The organism is Aliiroseovarius marinus (genome assembly GCF_004360145.1).
Lineage (GTDB): Bacteria > Pseudomonadota > Alphaproteobacteria > Rhodobacterales > Rhodobacteraceae > Aliiroseovarius > Aliiroseovarius marinus.
The window spans coordinates 78,392-95,168 of record NZ_ML178717.1; the positions used below are offsets into that span (position 1 = coordinate 78,392).

A 16,777-nucleotide genomic window follows, 5' to 3' on the forward strand; every position below is an offset into this window, starting at 1 on the left:
TTTCAATCCGCGCCCAGCTTGACGAACGCACACCCCCACCCTACGTTCTCTGTCGCTGCCCCAGCCGGGGTGGTGACATTCTCAGGGCGGGGTGGAATTCCCCACCGGCGGTAAAGAGGACACGTTTCTCAAGCCCGCGAGCGGCCCCCATTGGGGGTGACAGCAGATCTGGTGCAACTCCAGAGCCGACGGTTACAGTCCGGATGGAAGAGAATGGGTTGGGGTGCGCGGGGTTCCTGTGCGCCCTGTCCTTCTGCCTTGGGTCATTGCGTAAGGAAGAAAGGACATCTCGCATGACTCAGTCAACATATCTTACTCAACCTGCCCGCGCGGCGGGGTTAATGGTATTGGCGGGCGCGACGTTTGCGCTGGTCAATACTGGGTTGCAATCGGCAACCATGGGCAAGGGTGCGTCGGCCCCTGCCGTCACTTTCTGGCAATATCTGATTGCGCTTGGCTTTTACCTGCCATGGGTGTTTCGCCACCGGGCCGCGGTGATGAAAACCGGGCAGGTCTGGTTGCATGTGCTGCGGGTCGCCTTAGCGGCGGGCGGTGTGCAGCTGTGGACGCTGGGGCTGGCGCATGTGCCGATTTGGCAGGCGATTGCGCTGATCTTGTTGTCACCGTTCTTCGTGACACTCGGCGCGGGGCTGGTGCTTCGGGAAGAGGTCTCGGTCCATCGTTGGGGCGCGGTGGTGTTGGGCATCATCGGGGGCGCGATTATCCTAGAACCATGGTCGGATCGCTTCGAACTGGCCGCCCTACTGCCCGTGGGCGCGGCCGCGCTGTGGGCGTCCAGTTCTGTCGTGACGAAGTTCCTAACCCATCGCGACAGCACCGAGACGATCACCATCTACTTGCTGCTCCTGCTCAGCCCGATCAACGCAGGTCTGGCGCTGAGCACCGGGTTTACCCTACCAGCGAACGCGATCTGGCTGGTGGTGGGCGCGGGTCTTCTGACGGCCTTTGCCCAACACGTGCTCGCTCGCGCCTATGCGATGGCGGATGCGGCATTCCTGCAGCCGTTTGACCACCTGAAACTGGTGTTCAACGTGGTGCTGGGCTTTGTGGTGTTCGGTTTCCTACCCACCGGGTCCATGTGGATCGGCACGGCGATCATTCTGGCGGCCAGCTTCTGGTTGTTGGAACAGGAACGCCGCCAAACCGCCTAAAACAAAAAGGGCGCGGAAATCTCCGCGCCCTTCGTTACGTCTGAGATGACGGATCAGGCTTCGATGGCCTTGGCTTCGACATCATTCTTGCCCGCAATCTCGATCCGGCGCGGTTTCAGTGCTTCGGGCACTTCGCGGATCAGGTCGATATGCAGCATGCCGTTTTCATGGGTCGCGCCCGAGACACGGACGTGATCGGCCAGATGGAAGCGGCGCTCGAAGGCACGGGTGGCGATGCCACGGTGCAGATAGGTGCGCTCATCCTCGGCAGCTTTCTTGGCCGACACGAACAGCGCCTTGTCGCGGAGTTCAACCGACAGTTCGTCTTCGGTGAATCCAGCCACAGCAACCGAGATGCGCCATGCATCTTCGTTTGTTTTCTCGATATTGTACGGGGGATAGCTGTCGCGGCTGACATCATTGGTCAGAACCCGGTCCATCAGGTCGGCAATTTGGTCAAAGCCAACGGTGGCACGGTAAAGGGGCGACATATCAAAATTACGCATTTTTGGTGTCCTTTCGCAAAGCGACATATGTGGGGCCTTCCCGATTGGGACAGGCAATTCACGGACCCGCCCGGCGGCATCCGTAGAATAGAGATATGTCGGGAAAAGACGGGTTCAAGACCCAGAACGCACGCGGTTACGGACGCACGAATTTGGCCCCTCCGGGCCCTGCCGCACCAGTGCCCACCCGTCGAACCGTCGGCGCCTTCACCGTCTCGACCCGCTCGATCACGCCGTTATCCGTGGCCAGCATCTCGTACATTTCGGCCAGCGGCGATTCCAGGTCGGTGCCCAGTGACACCGGAATGTCCCGCACCATCGCCTTGGCCGAGATCACGGACACAATCCGCGGCTCTCCGCCCTCGATGACAAACACCGGTGCGCCGGACGAGCCGTAGTCCACAATGCAGCTCAGCACCAACGCCCCACCCTGACGGGCCAACACTTTGCAGGTTTCCTGCAGGGACGGGCTTTCCATGCGGTCATGGGCATATGAGACTACGCCGACCTCAGCCCCCTTGCGCGGGCGCGAGAACGTCTTGAACGGCGTCACCGACATGTTGCGGATCGGTTTGTCCAGCTCAAGCAGTGCCAGATCGGTTGCCACACGGGTCGGGCCTTTTTCTGGCGTGAACTCGAAATCCGGATGTACAACAGCGCGTCGCACCCCGCGATAGGCCGAGGCCCGCCCGCCACGCCAGCCCGCCAGAAACTCGATTTCAGACAGTTTGAAGCGTTCACCGCTATCGCGATCAAAAAGGCAATGCGCGGCCGTTAGAACCAGATTTTCGTCGATCAAAGATCCAGTGCAGAAGCTTCCGCCACCGATATTCAGGCGCCCAACACCTTCCCAACCTTTGCTGTCATCCCCCGTCATCAAGGTGCGCAGGGGCGAGGGATCGGATGCCCCCAACGGTCCGGCCAGCAACAATGCGGCCGCCAAGAATGCCACAAGATACTTCATGTTCTACTGCCTAGTTTGGGCAGTTTCCCTGCCCTTTGCGGTATATGTAAGGCGAAAACAGACGGTTACGAAAGGATTAATGCGCTGCTGGTTGTATTTTGCGCGGTTTTGGGCCGCCAGTTGCCCAGTCCAAAAGCTCGACCGTGTGAACCACGGGGATGCCCGTGCCCGAGCCAATCTGCATCATGCAACCAATATTGCCTGCTGCGATGATTTCGGGCGACTTGGCCTCCAAATTGGCCACTTTGCGCTTTTTCAGCTCTTTCGAGATCTCGGGCTGCATCAGGTTATACGTCCCGGCCGAGCCACAGCACAGATGCGGGTCAGCAGGCTCGACCACCTCGAACCCGGCCTTTTTCAGCAAGGTTTTTGGGTGGGTTTTCACCTGTTGCCCGTGCTGCAGGCTGCACGCCGAGTGATAGGCCACCCGCAGATCCATCTGCGCCTCGGGCAGGTCCAGCGTCATCAAAATCTCGCTGATATCCATCGCCATCCCGGACACCGCCGCCGCGTCCTCGGCCAGCGCGTCGTTGCGGAACATGAAGCCATAGTCTTTCACCGTGGTGCCGCAGCCCGAGGTGTTGATCACGATGGCGTCCAACCCCTCGCCACGTTTTTCACGCATCCACGCGCTAATATTCGCCGCCGCCTGCGCGTGGCTTTGATCCTCTTTGCCCATGTGATGGGTCAGTGCGCCGCAACAGCCCATCCCCTTGGCAACCACGACCTCGCAGCCAAGACGGGTCAGCAGGCGGATGGTGGCGTCATTGATGTCCGTATCCAGCGCCTTCTGTGCACAGCCGGTCAGCAGCGCCACACGTTTCTTGCGCGCGCCTTTGGCCGGGAACACCTGCGGCGCGTCATTGGCGGATTTGCGCGGCAGTTTCGGCGGCGCCATTTCCAGCATCGCTTCCAGCCGCGGATCGGGCATGAACTTGCGCAAGGGCCGCGCCAGTCGCGCGCCCTGCATCGCCAGTCGGAACCGCCCCGGATAGGGGATCACCTGCGCCAGCGTCCAGCGCAGCAGCCGGTCAAACAGCGGGCGCTTATAGGTCTTTTCGATATGCGCGCGGGCGTGGTCGATCAGGTGCATATAATGCACGCCCGACGGGCAAGTCGACATGCAGGCCAGACAGGACAGGCACTTGTCCACATGCTCGACCGTTTTCTTATCGGCAGGCCGCCCGGCTTCCAGCATATCCTTGATCAGATAGATCCGGCCACGCGGGCTGTCCAACTCGTCCCCCAGCACCTGATAGCTGGGACAGGTCGCGGTGCAAAACCCGCAATGGACGCACGAGCGCAAGATCTCGTTCGCGCGCTTGATAGCGGGGTCTTTCAGCTGCTCAGGCGTGAAATGGGTTTGCATGGCTTAAGCTCCCATCAGGCCGGGATTAAGGATCCCGTGCGGGTCGAATTTCTGGCGAAGGCCGCGGGTCAAAGCGGCAATCGGGGCGGGTTCAGGTTGGAACACGGGAACAGTCGCCCGCACATCCGCAGGGGCGCGCACCAAGGTGGCGTGGCCACCCAGCTTTGCCAGCTCAGCCCGCACACGCGCGGCACCCGCACTGGGTTGATCCGCGACGTGCAGCCAGACAAGACCTCCACCCCAGTCATAGAGTGCGTCCGGCGACAGGTCGTCCAACGCGGCCACCAGACGCGGCCCATCCGAGGGTTTGACCGAAATGCGCCAGATCGATCCATCACGCCCCGCAAAGGCGCTGACATCCCTAATCCGCGCCCAAATGTCAGACGACGCAGCACCCGAAACGGGCTGGAACCCGGCCAGAGCGCCATTCGCAAGCTCTGCCGCACGATACGCAACAGAAGCCTCAAGCCCCTCAATCCGCACAAAGGTCTTTCCTTCCGAAAACGCAGCCCCCGTCACGTCGAAGGGCGAGCCCAGCGCGGCGGACAGGCTTTCGACCGCCTGCACGGCAGACTGGCCTTTGCCCACCAGAGTGGTTTCGGTTTCAGGAATAGCCATCACCTTCATGCTGACTTCGGTCATCACGCCCAGCGTGCCCCAGCTGCCCGCCATCAGCTTGACCAGATCATAGCCCGTCACGTTTTTCATCACGCGGCCACCATTTTTCAACACGCGCCCAGCGCCGTCGACAAACCGCACGCCAAGGCAGAAATCCCGTGCGGCCCCGACCTGTATACGACGTGGGCCCGAGGCGTTCGTCGCTACGACGCCGCCAATGGTCGACGCGCCTTCGGTGCCTAGCAGCCCACGCAGATCGGAAGGCTCAAAGGCCAGCCGCTGCCCTTCCTTGGCCAGAAGCGCATCGATCTCCTCTAATGGCGTGCCCGCCTGCGCGACAAGGGTCAGCGCACCGGGTTCATAGAGCGTCACGCCCGACAGTCCAGCCGTGGACACAGGCGTCCCCTCAACCGGCGCGCCAATGTCTCGCGTCCCACCGCCCACAATCCGGATCGGCCCTTCTGCCGCTTGGATCAGATCGGACAGGTCTTGTTCACTTGTCGGAGTGTTGCTCATATTCTTGTCTCAAATCTAAGGGAATGGGCGCAGAGCCCTTATCCGGCGCGTCGGGTTTCAGTGACGTTCAGGGGGAAGACCTTGGCCGGGTTCAGCAGCCAGCCGGGATCGAACACGTCCTTGACCTGCAGCTGAATTTCCAGATCGTCATCGCCATATTGCGACACCATCAGGTCGCGCTTCTCGACCCCCACACCGTGCTCGCCGGTCAGACAACCGCCGACCTCGACACACAGGCGCAGGATGTCGGCGCCAAACGCCTCGCATTTCTCAAGATCGCCCGGCTTGTTGGCGTCAAACAGGATCAAAGGGTGCATATTCCCGTCGCCCGCGTGGAATACGTTGCCCACGTCCAGCCCATAGTCTTTGCTCATCTCACCAATGCGCCGCAGCACCAAGGGCAGCTCGGAGACAGGGATCGTGCCATCCAGACACATGTAATCGTTGATCTGCCCCATCGCACCAAAGGCGGACTTACGACCCAGCCAGATTTTCGCACTTTCCTCGGCCGAGGTGCTTTCGCGCACCTCCACCGGATTATGGCGCTTGGCGATCTCGATGATGCGCGAAAGCTGGTCGTCGATCTCGGCCTCGGATCCCTCAACCTCGATGATCAACAGCGCTTCGCAATCGGGATAGCCCGCGCCGGCGAACGCCTCGGTCGCGCGGATGCAGGGGCGGTCCATGAACTCGATCGCGACAGGTAGGATGCCAGATTTGATGATGTCAGAGACGCAATGACCCGCGACTTCGTTGCTATCAAACCCGACCAGCACCGGGCGCGCGCCTTCGGGCTTGGCAAGGATGCGCAAGGTGGCTTCGGTCACAATGCCAAGCTGACCTTCCGATCCGCAGATCAGCCCCAGCAAATCCAACCCGCCCGCATCCAGATGCGCACCGCCGATCTGAACCACCTCGCCATCGGCCATGACCATGGTCACGCCCATCAGATTGTTGGTGGTCACGCCGTATTTCAAACAATGTGCCCCGCCCGAGTTCATCGCGATGTTGCCCGCAATCGCGCAGGCCAGTTGCGAGGACGGATCGGGGGCATAGAAAAACCCATCTTCCTCGACCGCGCCGGTCACAGACAGGTTGGTGCGGCCTGATTGTACGCGGATGAAGCGGTTGTCATAGTCGGTCTCCAGCACGTCATTCAAACGCGCCACGCCAAGGATCACGCTGTCCGCGGTGGGCAATGCGCCGCCCGCAAGCGATGTCCCTGCCCCGCGCGGCACGACCGGCACGCCTTCTTCATGGCAGATGCGCATCACCGCTGACACCTCGTTGGTTGAGGTCGGCAACACCGCGCAGAGCGGCGGGCACTTATAGGCCGTCAGCGCGTCGCATTCATAGGCCCGGGTCTGGATCGGGTCATGCACAACAGCACCAACCGGCAACACAGATTGCAGCCGCGCAACGATGTGATCTTTGCGCGACAGAATGCGGGAATTTGGCGCCGGCATCTGCATGAGAATCCCTCCAAACTAAATTGGTAAAAAAATATAACCAATTTTTCACTTTAGCAACAACAAGGAACGGCTTATGCGTGAAACATGACTTTTGCTGAGCGTTTCGCCCTATTTTCGCTGCTTGATCTGGCCGCCGTGGCATTGATCTTACTGGCTTGGCTTGCGATTGGACTGCGTATTGAGAGCGCCACGAACGAAAAACAATCCACATCCAAGATCGTTGCCCAGTATCGGCGCGACTGGATGGTTCAGTTCATCACGCGCCAACCCCGCATCTTTGACAGCGCGATCCTGTCCAGCTTGCGCCAAGGGGCTAGTTTCTTCGCCTCGGCCACAATGATCGCCACGGGTGGTGGGCTGGCCCTGCTTGGCAATACCGAGCGGCTGCGTGGCGTCGCACAAGACCTGACCCAAACCAGCGCACCGGAACTGGTGTGGGAGGTGAAGATCCTGTTGGTCATTCTGTTTCTCGCCAATGCGTTTTTGAAATTCGTCTGGTCGCACCGGCTGTTTGGGTATTGCGCGGTGGTCATGGCGTCAGTGCCCAATGATGAAACCGACCCGACCGCCCTGCCCCGCGCCCGCAAAGCAGGCGAGATCAATATCACCGCGGCACGCAGTTTCAACCGGGGACTGCGCTCGGTCTATTTCTCGATGGCCGCTTTGGCGTGGCTGATCGGGCCAGTGAGCCTGATCTTCGCAACGCTCTTTACGTTTGCGGTGTTGTGGCGACGCGAGTTTGCCTCTCACTCGCGCTCGGTGCTGATGCAACCTGACACCTGATCCGTTTAGGGATCGCGCCGCGCTGCGCCACCACGGCCTTCCCAAAGCCAAGCAAATACCAAAGCAAAACCCGCCAAAACCAACATGGCCCACGGCGGTGCCAAGGGGCGCAGGCGGATTGCGGTGGTGACATAAGCGTCGCGCGGGGTGTAGCCCAGCCATCCGCGACCCGACGCGGGTTGACCAACTCGTACAGCACGCAAACTGGGCAAACCGTCTTCGATGCGCATCACAGCTCCGCGGCTTGTGGCCAGCACCGGTTGAAGCAAATCGCGGCGCGCTAGGGGATTGCTGAACTCGACCGATGTTGCCGCCCCGCGCACTACGACCGTCGACAACTCTCCCTGTTCGATATGGAACAGCCCCGTCGCATCGGTGGCAAACGGCGCTTCAAACACGCCGGGTGCGGCTTGGGACAAGGCGGTGGTATCACCTTCCCCGCTCGGAGCAGTGACGGTCACCTCGGGCAATTCGAGCAACATCGTATTGCGCCGGATCACAAGCCCGTCCTCGGTCGCAATGGCCGACAGGGCCTCCTCCTCAAGTTCGGGTTCACGCATCAGCCAATGGGCCAAGCGGCGCAGAAGCTCCAACTGAGGTCCTCCGCCCTCATGCCCCCGCGCCCACAGCCACGCGTGGTCCGACGCCAGCAGAGCAACGCGCCCGTCGTCACTGTGATCCACCATCAAAAGCGGCGCATCATCTGGTGCGGACAGGATCACGTGGCCGCGCTGCGGTAAAACCTCAATATGGCGCATCCACGGCCCCCAGCCGCCCTCTGGCGCATGGCGCGACAAATCGCGCGTCACCGGATGGCGTTGGCCATCATCAGTGACAACGGGTTTGTAGGGTTGTTCGAACAACCGTCCTGTCGGCGTCGCGGGCATAATGTCGGCAAGCGCCGTGCGCCCAATGCTATCTGCACTGGCCATAGACGGGCCCGCCGCGATCAGCACCGCCCCGCCCCGCTGCACATAATTGCGCACACTCGCCAAATACCCACCGGGCAGAATGCCCCGCAATTGGTAGCGGTCGAAGATGATCAGATCGAACTCGTCGATCTTTTCGACAAACAGTTCCTGCGTGGGAAAGGCAATCAGGCTGAGCTCACTGACCGGCACGCCATCCTGTTTCTCAGGCGGACGCAGAATGGTGAAATGCACCAGATCCACAGCGCTATCAGATTTCAGCAGATTGCGCCACGTCCGCGTCCCCGGATGCGGAGTACCCGAGATCAGAAGCACTTGAAGCCGATCGCGCACGCCGTTCAACTCGATCACCACCTCGTTGTTGCGCCCTGTCAACTCGCCATCCTCCACCGGAAGCGTCACGTGGATCAGATTGCGGCCGGCATGTTCCAGCGTCAGCGGCATCACAATCTCTGCACCATCGCCTACAGGAACATCGGCAAGGGGTACGCCATCATGGGACACGGACAGGACCGCAGGGGGCAGTCCATCAGGAAGATTGCCAAGGGTCTCGACCTTCAGGCGCAGTTCAATCTGTTCGCCCAGAATGGCAAAGGCCGGCGCATCCGTGACGCTGACCCGCCGGTCCCAATCCTGCGCCCGGCCCGAGATCATCGCATGCACGGGCACAGGCAATCCGGGCGCGTTCTGCAGATCATGCACGACGCCATCCGTGATCAGCACCACCCCTGCGAGGCGGTTGGCTGGAAGCTCGGCCATCGCCTTTTTTAGGGCGGTCATCAACCGCGTCCCCTCGGCCTCCCCTTCACCTTCGGGTGCAAACTCGGACAGCTGCCGCCACACCGCGTCGAGCGATGGGCGGGCGGCGATTTGCACCAAAATGTCTTCGCGCGCCTGTTGGTTCTGTGCAGGGCGATCTGACAAGAATTGCGAGGGGCTATCATCCTCCAACACAAGCAGAATATCCGTCAGCGGATCGCGTTCCTCTTGCTGAAGCGACGGGCCAGAGAGCGCCGCCAGAAGGACCAGTGCCGCCACTGCCCGCAAACTCCACCCCGCCAGCCCGCGCCACAGGGCCACGGCAAGCGTTACGGCAGCCAGTGCCGCCAGAACGGCGATCACCAGCCACGGAAAACCGGGCGCGAATTGCAGCGACAGCGCACTCATTCGCCCAACCTTTGCAAAAGCGCAGGCACGTGGACCTGGTCGGATTTGTAGTTTCCGGTCAGCACATGCATCACCAGATTGATCCCAAACCGCAGCGCCATTTCACGTTGCCGCTCGCCCGCCTGCCCGCGTCCCACCGGGAACATCGGGCGCCCGTCATCGCGAATAGCCCAAGCACCGGCCCAGTCATTGCCGCCGACGATCACCGGCGTCACCCCGTCATTCAGATTGCGAAACGGCATCCCCTCGGCGCGTTCGGCATTGGGGGGCGGCGCTTCGGCCCAGACGGGACCGCGATTTCGACCGGGGAATTCTTGCAGCAGGTAAAAGCTGCGGGTCAGCACATGGTCATGCGGCACCTGATCCAGAAGCGGCAGGTTCAACGGCAAGGCCACCGCGCGCAGGCGGCGGCTGGCGGCGGAATCTCCACCCGTGCCGGCATCGCGCGTGTCAAACAGGATCAACCCGCCCGCCGCCAGATAGCGTTTCAGACGCAGGATCGCATCGGGGCTAGGTATGGGCGTCGTGTCGGTCAGGGGCCAATAGAGCAGCGGATAGACGGACAGGTCGTCGACCTCAACATCCACGCCCACAGGCCGCGCGGGTTCGACCGAGGTGCGCAGGAACAGTTGATCCGACAGGCCAAGCAAACCGGCCCGCGCCACCTGATCCACAGCAGGGTCCCCGCTTTTCACATGGGCAAGCGTGACAATGCTGGCGGCGTCCAAGACGCTGGGCGGTGTGTCCGTCTGGGCATCTGCGAGGTGCGACGTCGCAAGCAGCGCGACCCCAGCGACCACCCCGGTCGCAAGCCGCCGCGCGCTCGGAAGCAATCGTCCCGCCAGCCAGAGCGTCAGCAAAACATCAAGCGCGCCCAAGACCAACGCAAGAGCCAACAACCACGGGCCAAACTCCTGCTGGGTTTCTTCGACCTGCCAGCTTGGGGTCAAACGCGCGGGCCAGTCGGCGCGATCCAACACGCTGTCCGCGCGCAGCACATTCACTGCCTGTACCCGGTCCCCATCCGCATAAAGCCCCGGCGCAAGATCCGGCCCGGCAGGGTCCAGCAGTTTCGGTCCCGGCACACCTGCGGCAGCATCTTGCGGCGACAGCTGACCGAACCCGTCCAATACGTGGGTGGCGACCCATGTGGTTCCCTCTAACGCCACGCCCTCGCGCGCGCTGCCTTGGGACGAGACCGCCAACCGCTCCAACATCTGCACAAACAGTCCAGAGAACGGCAGGGATGACCATTCGGCATTGGCCGAGACATGGAACAGCACCACCTGCCCCGCACCCAGCGCACGGCGGGTCACGATCGGGGTGCCGTCAGACAGGGTGGCAATCGTGCGCTCGGCCAAATCTGGGCCGGGCTGAGCCAATATCTGCGCCTCGACCTGCACATCATCCGGGACGGGCAACCCGAAGAAGGGCGAGTCTTCCGAGAACGGCGCTATGGTGCGCGGATCACCCCAGCTCATCGCACCACCGACCACGCGCCCGCCTGCACGCAGGCGTACGGGCAGCAGCGTGTCCTCAACCCCCTGCCCTAGATCGGCAGAGGCCAGCTGCGGCCCCGCGAACCGCAGCAACAGCCCGCCATCCGTGACCCAATTGGTCAGAGCCTCACGATCCGCATCAGAAAAGCTGGCCACATCCGGCAGGATGATCACATCTGGCCCCGCCTTGATCAGCTCAGACAGCGCGGGCAGTTCGATGGTTTCGGCGGTGGTCACCAGCGCCTCGCGCAGATAGTGCAGCGGCGACAGAAGCTCCAACCCTTCACGCTCGCCCACCGTGTTCAGCAAAGCGACCCGACGGCGACGCAGGCTGTCATCGGCAAGGGTGACGGCCCCGGCGGCCCGATGATCGGCAATCTGAATGCGGTCGATCCGGTTGCGAAGTTCGCTTGGGACGGTCAACCGGAGCTCGGCCCGGTCGGCCCCATTGGGGAATGCGACGGGGGCCGAGAGCAACACACGCTCGATCCCTTCCGGGTCCGGACCCAGCGCCTCGACGGTCAGGTCAGTTGCAGGGGCGGGGCCAGTGCTCAGCACCGACAGCACCAGATCACCGCCGTCCAGTGTGGCGGGCAGAATGCCAATGCGGGCCGATGGGGGCTCCAACACCTCCACTGCGCCCATTTGTTCGAAATGTGTAACCATATCCGCACGGCCCGCACGCGCGACCCCGTCCGAAATCCACAGCACATCCGTGCTTCCCTGCGCGCGCGTCCAGTCTTCCGAGACCGCATAAGGTGCATCCCATGCCACCGGAGACTGCCCCGGAAGCGCCGATTGCCACGCGTCCGCCGTTTGCCACACGGTGTCCTGATCGACATCCGCACGCCCCACAGAACTTGCTAAAATAAGGGAAACTGGGCGGGCGGCCGCCTGTGCTTGCTCAAGCCGCGCTTCGATCACCTGCATTCGTTGAGACCAGTCCGACGCGGCGGGCCAGTAGTCATCGACAAAAATCAAAAGCCGCCCAGTCCTGCCCGGCGCGTTATCCGGGTTTAACACCGGGCCAGCAAACCCGATGATCATCGCAGCTACCGCCAAAAGTCGCAAAAGTAGAAGCCACCACGGCGTGCGATCTGCCTGTGCAGTCTTGTCTTCCAGCCCCAAAAGCAGGGTGACAGCCGGGAAAACCTGTTTGCGGGGCGCAGGGGGCACGGCGCGCAAAAGCCACCAGATCACCGGCAGCGCGAGAAGCCCCAGCAGAAGCAGAGGCGTGGTGAATCCTATGCCGAACACGCTCACCGTGGCCCTCCGATCGCATTCCACAACCACAAAAGCGCCGCGCTGGCCGGATCTTGCGTGTGATAGCTGTGGAACCGCCAGCCCGCACGTTTTGCGATCTCGGACAGCTCGGCTTTGCGTCGCGCCAATCGGTCCAGATAACGGTCGCGCAAATCGCCGGCTTCACGCGTGTCATGACGCAGCGCGCCGCCCACGTCCTGAAACAGCACGCGGCCATGAAATGGAAACGCCTCTTCCATCGGGTCGAGCACTTGGAACAGGACGCCCCGTTGGCCCCGGCCCTGCGCGGCATGTAGGAAATCGCGGGTGGCATCCAGCGGCCCTAAAAAGTCCGAAAACACCACCTGCCGCGCACGGGGCACTGCAAAAACGTCCCTCAGGGGTGCATCTGCCCGCAGGATCTGATCCGCCATGCGCGACAGCGTCAGTTGTCCGCGCCCGGGCTTAAGCGCACTGCCCAGAAGGCCAACACGTTCGCCGCCGCTGAGTAGCAAAGACGCCAAAGCCAGCGCGATGATCTGAGCTTGTTCGCGTTTCTCGGGCAGCTTTGGGTCCGACGAGAACGCCAGCGAGGCAGACGGATCGACCCAGATCTGCACCGAATGTGCCGCCTGCCACTCCTTCTCTTGCACATAATGTCGGTCGGACCGCGCCGAGCGACGCCAGTCAATGCGGTGCGATGGATCCCCCGGCTGCGCACGGCGATATTGCCAGAACGCCTCGCCATGCCCGGACTGCCTGCGCCCATGTTCGCCAAGTTCGACGGACTGGGCCAAGTGCTGCGCCGCCACCAAAAGGGGCGGAAGGCGCGCCGCCAAGGCTTCGGCACGCGACCGAAGCTGGATGGGGGCGCTGTCAGAGCTCACGCCGCGGCCTCAGTTTGCAGAACAGAGGCCACCGTTTGCCCGATGACGTCAGACAGGACCAGCCCTTCGGCCCGCGCGGCATAGCCCAAGGCCATCCGATGACTAAGAACCGGCGCCGCCAACGCGTGAATGTCGTCGATCCCCGGGGCCAAGCGCCCATCCAAGAGCGCACGCGCCCGCGCCAGAAGCATCAAGGCCTGCGTGGCACGCGGTCCCGGCCCCCAGCTGACATTCTCGCGCACGATCTGCGGCGCGCTGGGATCATCGGGGCGGCAGGCGCGGACCAGATCCAGAATGGCCTCGACCACGCTTTCACCGACCGGCATCCGGCGCAACAGCGTCTGCGCGGCGATCAGTTCGGCGCGACTAAAGACGGGCGAGACCTGCGCATCTTCGGTCCCCGTCGTGGCCAGCAGGATATCCCGTTCCGCGTCGCGATCCGGGTAGTCCACGTCAATCTGCACCAGAAAGCGGTCCAACTGCGCCTCGGGCAACGGATAGGTGCCCTCTTGCTCCAACGGGTTTTGCGTGGCGAGCACGTGGAACACTTCACCAAGGTTATGGGTATGCCCCGCGACCGAGACCTCGTGTTCCTGCATCGCCTGCAGCAATGCCGATTGCGTGCGGGGGCTGGCGCGGTTGATCTCGTCCGCAAGCAGAAGTTCGCAAAACACCGGGCCTTTGATAAAGCGGAAGGACCGCGCGCCGGTGTCGCTTTCTTCCAGAACTTCGGCCCCGAGGATATCCGACGGCATCAAATCCGGCGTGAACTGAATGCGCCCGTCATGCAATCCCATGACCGTCCCCAGCGTCTCGACCAATCGGGTTTTACCCAGTCCCGGCAAACCAATCAGCAACGCATGCCCGCCCGCCAAAATGGCTGCAAGCGTCAGATCTACCACCTGATCTTGCCCCATAATCTTGCGGCCAACCATTTGTCGCGCCTCGGAAAGTTTTGCGCCAAGGGCTTCAACATCACTCAGTAAATCTTCGTTCTGCATGGCAATTCCTTTGCGTGACTACTAAGTACATTAAAGGCCAGATTCAGATGGGGACCAAATGACAAATTCGCCAAGCTCTGGAAAATCGCCGGAAATGCGGGCCTTTGACGCCGACGCCGTGTCGCAAGCCGTTGGGGCTGAGGCCGGGAATTCCTTGCCCCCGGTACACCTGTGGACCCCCGACTATAGCGGCGAGATTGACATCCGCATCACCCGCGACGGCACATGGTTTCACGAAGGGGGCGAGATCCGACGCGAGGGTCTGGTGCGTTTGTTTTCGTCCATCCTGAAGTTTGAGGACGGGAAGTATTTCCTTGTAACCCCGGTCGAAAAATGGGCCATCACGGTCGAGGATGCGCCCTTTGTGGCCACTGACATGGTCGTGACCGGCGAAGGGCGGGAGCAGCGTCTGACGTTCACCACCCATGTGGGCGACAGCGTGACCGCAGGCCCGGATCACCCCCTGCGATTGGGTTGCACGTTCGAGACCCCCTGCCCTTATGTCGAAGTCCGCGCAGGGCTTGAGGCGCTTATTGATCGCAAGACCTTCTATCGTCTGATTGACCAGGGCGTGGCCGAGGATCACGAGGGCAAATGCTGGTTTGGTGTCTGGTCGGACGGACAATTCTTCCCGCTGATTCCGGCAGACGAACTTTGCTAGAAGCCCACGTATTTCGCTCGCCGCGCTGAAGTGCATGGGGTAGAAGGCCGCATGACTACAGATGATCTCGAAATTTTCCTTGTGGCCCCGCCCGGTCTGGAACCGTTTCTGGCGGACGAGGCCCGCGCTGCTGGCTTTGCCACCCCAAAGGTCAGCCCCGGTGGCGTCACGACCCGTGGCACCTGGTCCGAGGTCTGGCGCGCCAACCTGACCCTGCGGGGCGCGACACGCGTGCTGGTCCGCCTGGGCGAATTTCGCGCCTTCCACATGGCGCAACTGGACAAACGCGCGCGCAAGTTTCCGTGGGCGGAAGTGCTGCGCCCGGATATCCCCGTACGGGTCGAGGCCGTCTGCAAACGCTCGAAAATCTATCACCACAAAGGGGCAGCCCAACGTGTTGAGCGTGCAATTTCCGAGACGCTGGGCGCGCCAATCAGCAAGGACGCGGCGTTGGTGATCAAGGTGCGGATCGACGACAACCTTGTGACCATCAGCTTGGACAGTTCGGGCGAAAGCCTGCACAAACGTGGCCATAAAACCGCGACCGGTAAAGCGCCGATGCGCGAGAATTTGGCGGCGTTGTTCCTGCGGGCCGCGGGGTTCGATGGGGAAGAGGCTGTTTTGGACCCAATGTGCGGTTCTGGTACTTTTTTGATTGAAGCCGCCGAGATGACGGCGGGGCTTCTCCCCGGTCGGGACCGCAGTTTTGCCTTTGAAAAGCTTGCGAGTTTTGATGCAGAGGCTTTTGCAGCCCTGAAGAAGGCGCAAGCATCGACAACCTCCGCAAATGTTCGATTTTTCGGATCTGACCGGAATGCCGGTGCCATCGCCAATAGCCAGAAAAACGCCGAAAGCGCGGGTGTGGCAGCGATGTGCCAATTCACCGAAGCCTCGATCAGCGACATCACACGCCCCGCCACCGATCCCGGCCTGATCATCGTGAACCCGCCCTATGGCGCGCGGATTGGCAACAAGAAACTGCTTTTCGCGCTCTATGGCACAATGGGCAAAGTGTTTCAGGAGCGGTTCAAGGGCTGGCGCGTGGCGATCATCACTTCGGACGGTGGATTGGCCAAGGCCACGGGGCTGCCGTTCCTGCCGCCCGGACCTCCGATTGATCATGGCGGGACCAAGGTGAAGCTGTATCAAACGGCTCCGCTGAAATGAAAAAAGGCCGGGACAACCCGGCCTTTTCCGTTACCTGAGAGCCTGATTACTGCAGGCCCCACTTGGCAGCAGTGGCTTCAAAGAAGCCCTTCTCCTGCTTCAGCTTAATCCAGCTGTTTACATAGTTGATCCAGACCTGATCGCCCTGCGGCAACAGCATCGCAATCGGGGTCGGCGCGCGCGGCGCGTCCACCGGGATCGCTGTCACTTGCGGGAATTTCTGGGTCAGCGTTGCGCCTTCGATATTCGAGGTGATGAACACATCTGCACGGCCCGACAGGACTTCCTGATAACCACGCGCAGGGGCCTCTACCACCTTGATGTCAGCGTCCGCGAACCACTCTTTCACCATTCCTTCAAACGAGGTGCCCAGAGTGGTCGCCACCTTTACCTCGGGCTTGTTGATAGATGCCCAGCCGTCAAACCCCGCCAGCTTGTCAGACGTCGTAAACGGCAAAATCTGAACCGAGATATACGGGTCCGAATAGCCCGCCACCTTCATCCGCGATGGCGAGATCGAGGCCGAGCCCGTCATGTGATAGTTCCCGGCAACAATGCCATTCACCAGCGTTTTCCAGTCGGTCGGCACGAACTCCAGCTTGACCTCAAGGTCTTTCGCCAGTTCGGTCATGACGTCGATGTCATAACCCTTATAGCTTTCGGTCGCCGGGTCACGCACCGACATGGGGTTCCAGTCGCCCGTCGTCCCCACCTTCAGAACGCCGCCTGACAGGATCTCGTTCAACGCGGATTGCGCACTGGCGGCCCCAGTTAGTGTCGCCAAGGCCAAGAGGCCCGCTCCGAGAGTTCTCAAAAAGTTCATC

At 61.7% G+C, this 16,777-nt stretch carries 14 protein-coding genes and 1 riboswitch; of the genes, 4 read left to right on the forward strand and 10 right to left on the reverse strand.

Annotated features, from left to right (window positions below; translation table 11 throughout):
* Nucleotides 1-73: 73 nt before the first annotated feature.
* Nucleotides 74-219, forward strand: a riboswitch (FMN riboswitch).
* Nucleotides 220-293: 74 nt separating this feature from the next.
* A complete protein-coding gene (locus EOL43_RS08735) occupies nucleotides 294-1,172 on the forward strand; it encodes a DMT family transporter (RefSeq protein WP_133487614.1) in 879 nt (292 codons plus the stop codon).
* A 53-nt stretch (nucleotides 1,173-1,225) separates the two neighbouring features.
* Here the strand turns inward: EOL43_RS08735 and EOL43_RS08740 are convergent, their stop codons facing one another.
* The 5 genes from EOL43_RS08740 to EOL43_RS08760 all read right to left on the reverse strand — a co-directional run bounded on the left by EOL43_RS08740 (nucleotide 1,226) and on the right by EOL43_RS08760 (nucleotide 6,617).
* Nucleotides 1,226-1,678: an Hsp20 family protein gene (locus EOL43_RS08740; protein WP_133487616.1), complete on the reverse strand. Its 453-nt coding sequence runs from the start codon at nucleotides 1,676-1,678 to the stop codon at nucleotides 1,226-1,228.
* 136 nt (nucleotides 1,679-1,814) lie between these two features.
* Complete coding sequence (locus EOL43_RS08745; RefSeq protein ID WP_133487618.1) at nucleotides 1,815-2,642, reverse strand: trypsin-like serine peptidase; 828 nt, start codon at nucleotides 2,640-2,642, stop codon at nucleotides 1,815-1,817.
* 76 nt (nucleotides 2,643-2,718) lie between these two features.
* Nucleotides 2,719-4,011 carry a glycolate oxidase subunit GlcF gene (gene glcF / locus EOL43_RS08750; protein ID WP_133487620.1) on the reverse strand — a complete coding sequence of 431 codons (1,293 nt, stop codon included), beginning with the start codon at nucleotides 4,009-4,011 and terminating at the stop codon, nucleotides 2,719-2,721.
* A gap of 3 nt (nucleotides 4,012-4,014) precedes the next feature.
* A complete protein-coding gene (gene glcE / locus EOL43_RS08755; protein WP_133487622.1) occupies nucleotides 4,015-5,145 on the reverse strand; it encodes a glycolate oxidase subunit GlcE in 1,131 nt (376 codons plus the stop codon).
* 38 nt (nucleotides 5,146-5,183) lie between these two features.
* The gene (locus tag EOL43_RS08760) at nucleotides 5,184-6,617 is read right to left on the reverse strand and encodes an FAD-linked oxidase C-terminal domain-containing protein (protein ID WP_133487624.1); all 1,434 of its coding nucleotides are present in this window, start codon (nucleotides 6,615-6,617) and stop codon (nucleotides 5,184-5,186) included.
* 84 nt (nucleotides 6,618-6,701) lie between these two features.
* Between EOL43_RS08760 and EOL43_RS08765 the strand changes: the two genes are divergently transcribed.
* Complete coding sequence (locus EOL43_RS08765) at nucleotides 6,702-7,400, forward strand: DUF599 domain-containing protein (protein ID WP_133487626.1); 699 nt, start codon at nucleotides 6,702-6,704, stop codon at nucleotides 7,398-7,400.
* A 5-nt stretch (nucleotides 7,401-7,405) separates the two neighbouring features.
* Here the strand turns inward: EOL43_RS08765 and EOL43_RS08770 are convergent, their stop codons facing one another.
* From EOL43_RS08770 to EOL43_RS08785, 4 genes are read right to left on the reverse strand one after another with little or no spacing between them, the layout of a single operon-like run.
* Entirely contained in the window at nucleotides 7,406-9,496 is a 2,091-nt protein-coding gene (locus EOL43_RS08770) for a DUF7408 domain-containing protein (RefSeq protein WP_133487628.1), read from the reverse strand.
* Entirely contained in the window at nucleotides 9,493-12,258 is a 2,766-nt protein-coding gene (locus tag EOL43_RS08775) for a DUF4159 domain-containing protein (RefSeq protein WP_133487630.1), read from the reverse strand. Before EOL43_RS08775 ends, EOL43_RS08770 begins: the two co-directional genes overlap by 4 nt.
* On the reverse strand, nucleotides 12,255-13,124 hold the full coding sequence (locus EOL43_RS08780; RefSeq protein WP_133487632.1) for a DUF58 domain-containing protein: 870 nt from the start codon (nucleotides 13,122-13,124) through the stop codon (nucleotides 12,255-12,257). Before EOL43_RS08780 ends, EOL43_RS08775 begins: the two co-directional genes overlap by 4 nt.
* The gene (locus EOL43_RS08785; RefSeq protein ID WP_133487634.1) at nucleotides 13,121-14,125 is read right to left on the reverse strand and encodes an AAA family ATPase; all 1,005 of its coding nucleotides are present in this window, start codon (nucleotides 14,123-14,125) and stop codon (nucleotides 13,121-13,123) included. Before EOL43_RS08785 ends, EOL43_RS08780 begins: the two co-directional genes overlap by 4 nt.
* A 58-nt stretch (nucleotides 14,126-14,183) precedes the next feature.
* On the opposite strand from EOL43_RS08785, the gene EOL43_RS08790 reads away from it, so the two are divergent.
* The gene (locus EOL43_RS08790) at nucleotides 14,184-14,786 is read left to right on the forward strand and encodes a DUF1285 domain-containing protein (protein ID WP_420867506.1); all 603 of its coding nucleotides are present in this window, start codon (nucleotides 14,184-14,186) and stop codon (nucleotides 14,784-14,786) included.
* A gap of 51 nt (nucleotides 14,787-14,837) precedes the next feature.
* Nucleotides 14,838-15,953, forward strand: coding sequence for a THUMP domain-containing class I SAM-dependent RNA methyltransferase (locus EOL43_RS08795; protein ID WP_133487636.1), 1,116 nt, complete (start codon nucleotides 14,838-14,840; stop codon nucleotides 15,951-15,953).
* A 46-nt stretch (nucleotides 15,954-15,999) separates the two neighbouring features.
* On the opposite strand, the gene EOL43_RS08800 is transcribed toward EOL43_RS08795, so the two are convergent.
* Nucleotides 16,000-16,776: a transporter substrate-binding domain-containing protein gene (locus EOL43_RS08800; RefSeq protein WP_133487638.1), complete on the reverse strand. Its 777-nt coding sequence runs from the start codon at nucleotides 16,774-16,776 to the stop codon at nucleotides 16,000-16,002.
* Between the last annotated feature and the right edge of the window lies 1 nt (nucleotide 16,777).

Coding starts and splice junctions, on each gene's coding strand:
- EOL43_RS08735 (WP_133487614.1), top strand. CDS start 294: ATGACTCAGTCAACATATCTTACTCAACCTGCCCGCGCGGCGGGGTTA.
- EOL43_RS08740 (WP_133487616.1), bottom strand. CDS start 1,678: ATGCGTAATTTTGATATGTCGCCCCTTTACCGTGCCACCGTTGGCTTT.
- EOL43_RS08745 (WP_133487618.1), bottom strand. CDS start 2,642: ATGAAGTATCTTGTGGCATTCTTGGCGGCCGCATTGTTGCTGGCCGGA.
- glcF (WP_133487620.1), bottom strand. CDS start 4,011: ATGCAAACCCATTTCACGCCTGAGCAGCTGAAAGACCCCGCTATCAAG.
- glcE (WP_133487622.1), bottom strand. CDS start 5,145: ATGAGCAACACTCCGACAAGTGAACAAGACCTGTCCGATCTGATCCAA.
- EOL43_RS08760 (WP_133487624.1), bottom strand. CDS start 6,617: ATGCAGATGCCGGCGCCAAATTCCCGCATTCTGTCGCGCAAAGATCAC.
- EOL43_RS08765 (WP_133487626.1), top strand. CDS start 6,702: ATGACTTTTGCTGAGCGTTTCGCCCTATTTTCGCTGCTTGATCTGGCC.
- EOL43_RS08770 (WP_133487628.1), bottom strand. CDS start 9,496: ATGAGTGCGCTGTCGCTGCAATTCGCGCCCGGTTTTCCGTGGCTGGTG.
- EOL43_RS08785 (WP_133487634.1), bottom strand. CDS start 14,125: ATGCAGAACGAAGATTTACTGAGTGATGTTGAAGCCCTTGGCGCAAAA.
- EOL43_RS08790 (WP_420867506.1), top strand. CDS start 14,184: ATGACAAATTCGCCAAGCTCTGGAAAATCGCCGGAAATGCGGGCCTTT.
- EOL43_RS08795 (WP_133487636.1), top strand. CDS start 14,838: ATGACTACAGATGATCTCGAAATTTTCCTTGTGGCCCCGCCCGGTCTG.
- EOL43_RS08800 (WP_133487638.1), bottom strand. CDS start 16,776: ATGAACTTTTTGAGAACTCTCGGAGCGGGCCTCTTGGCCTTGGCGACA.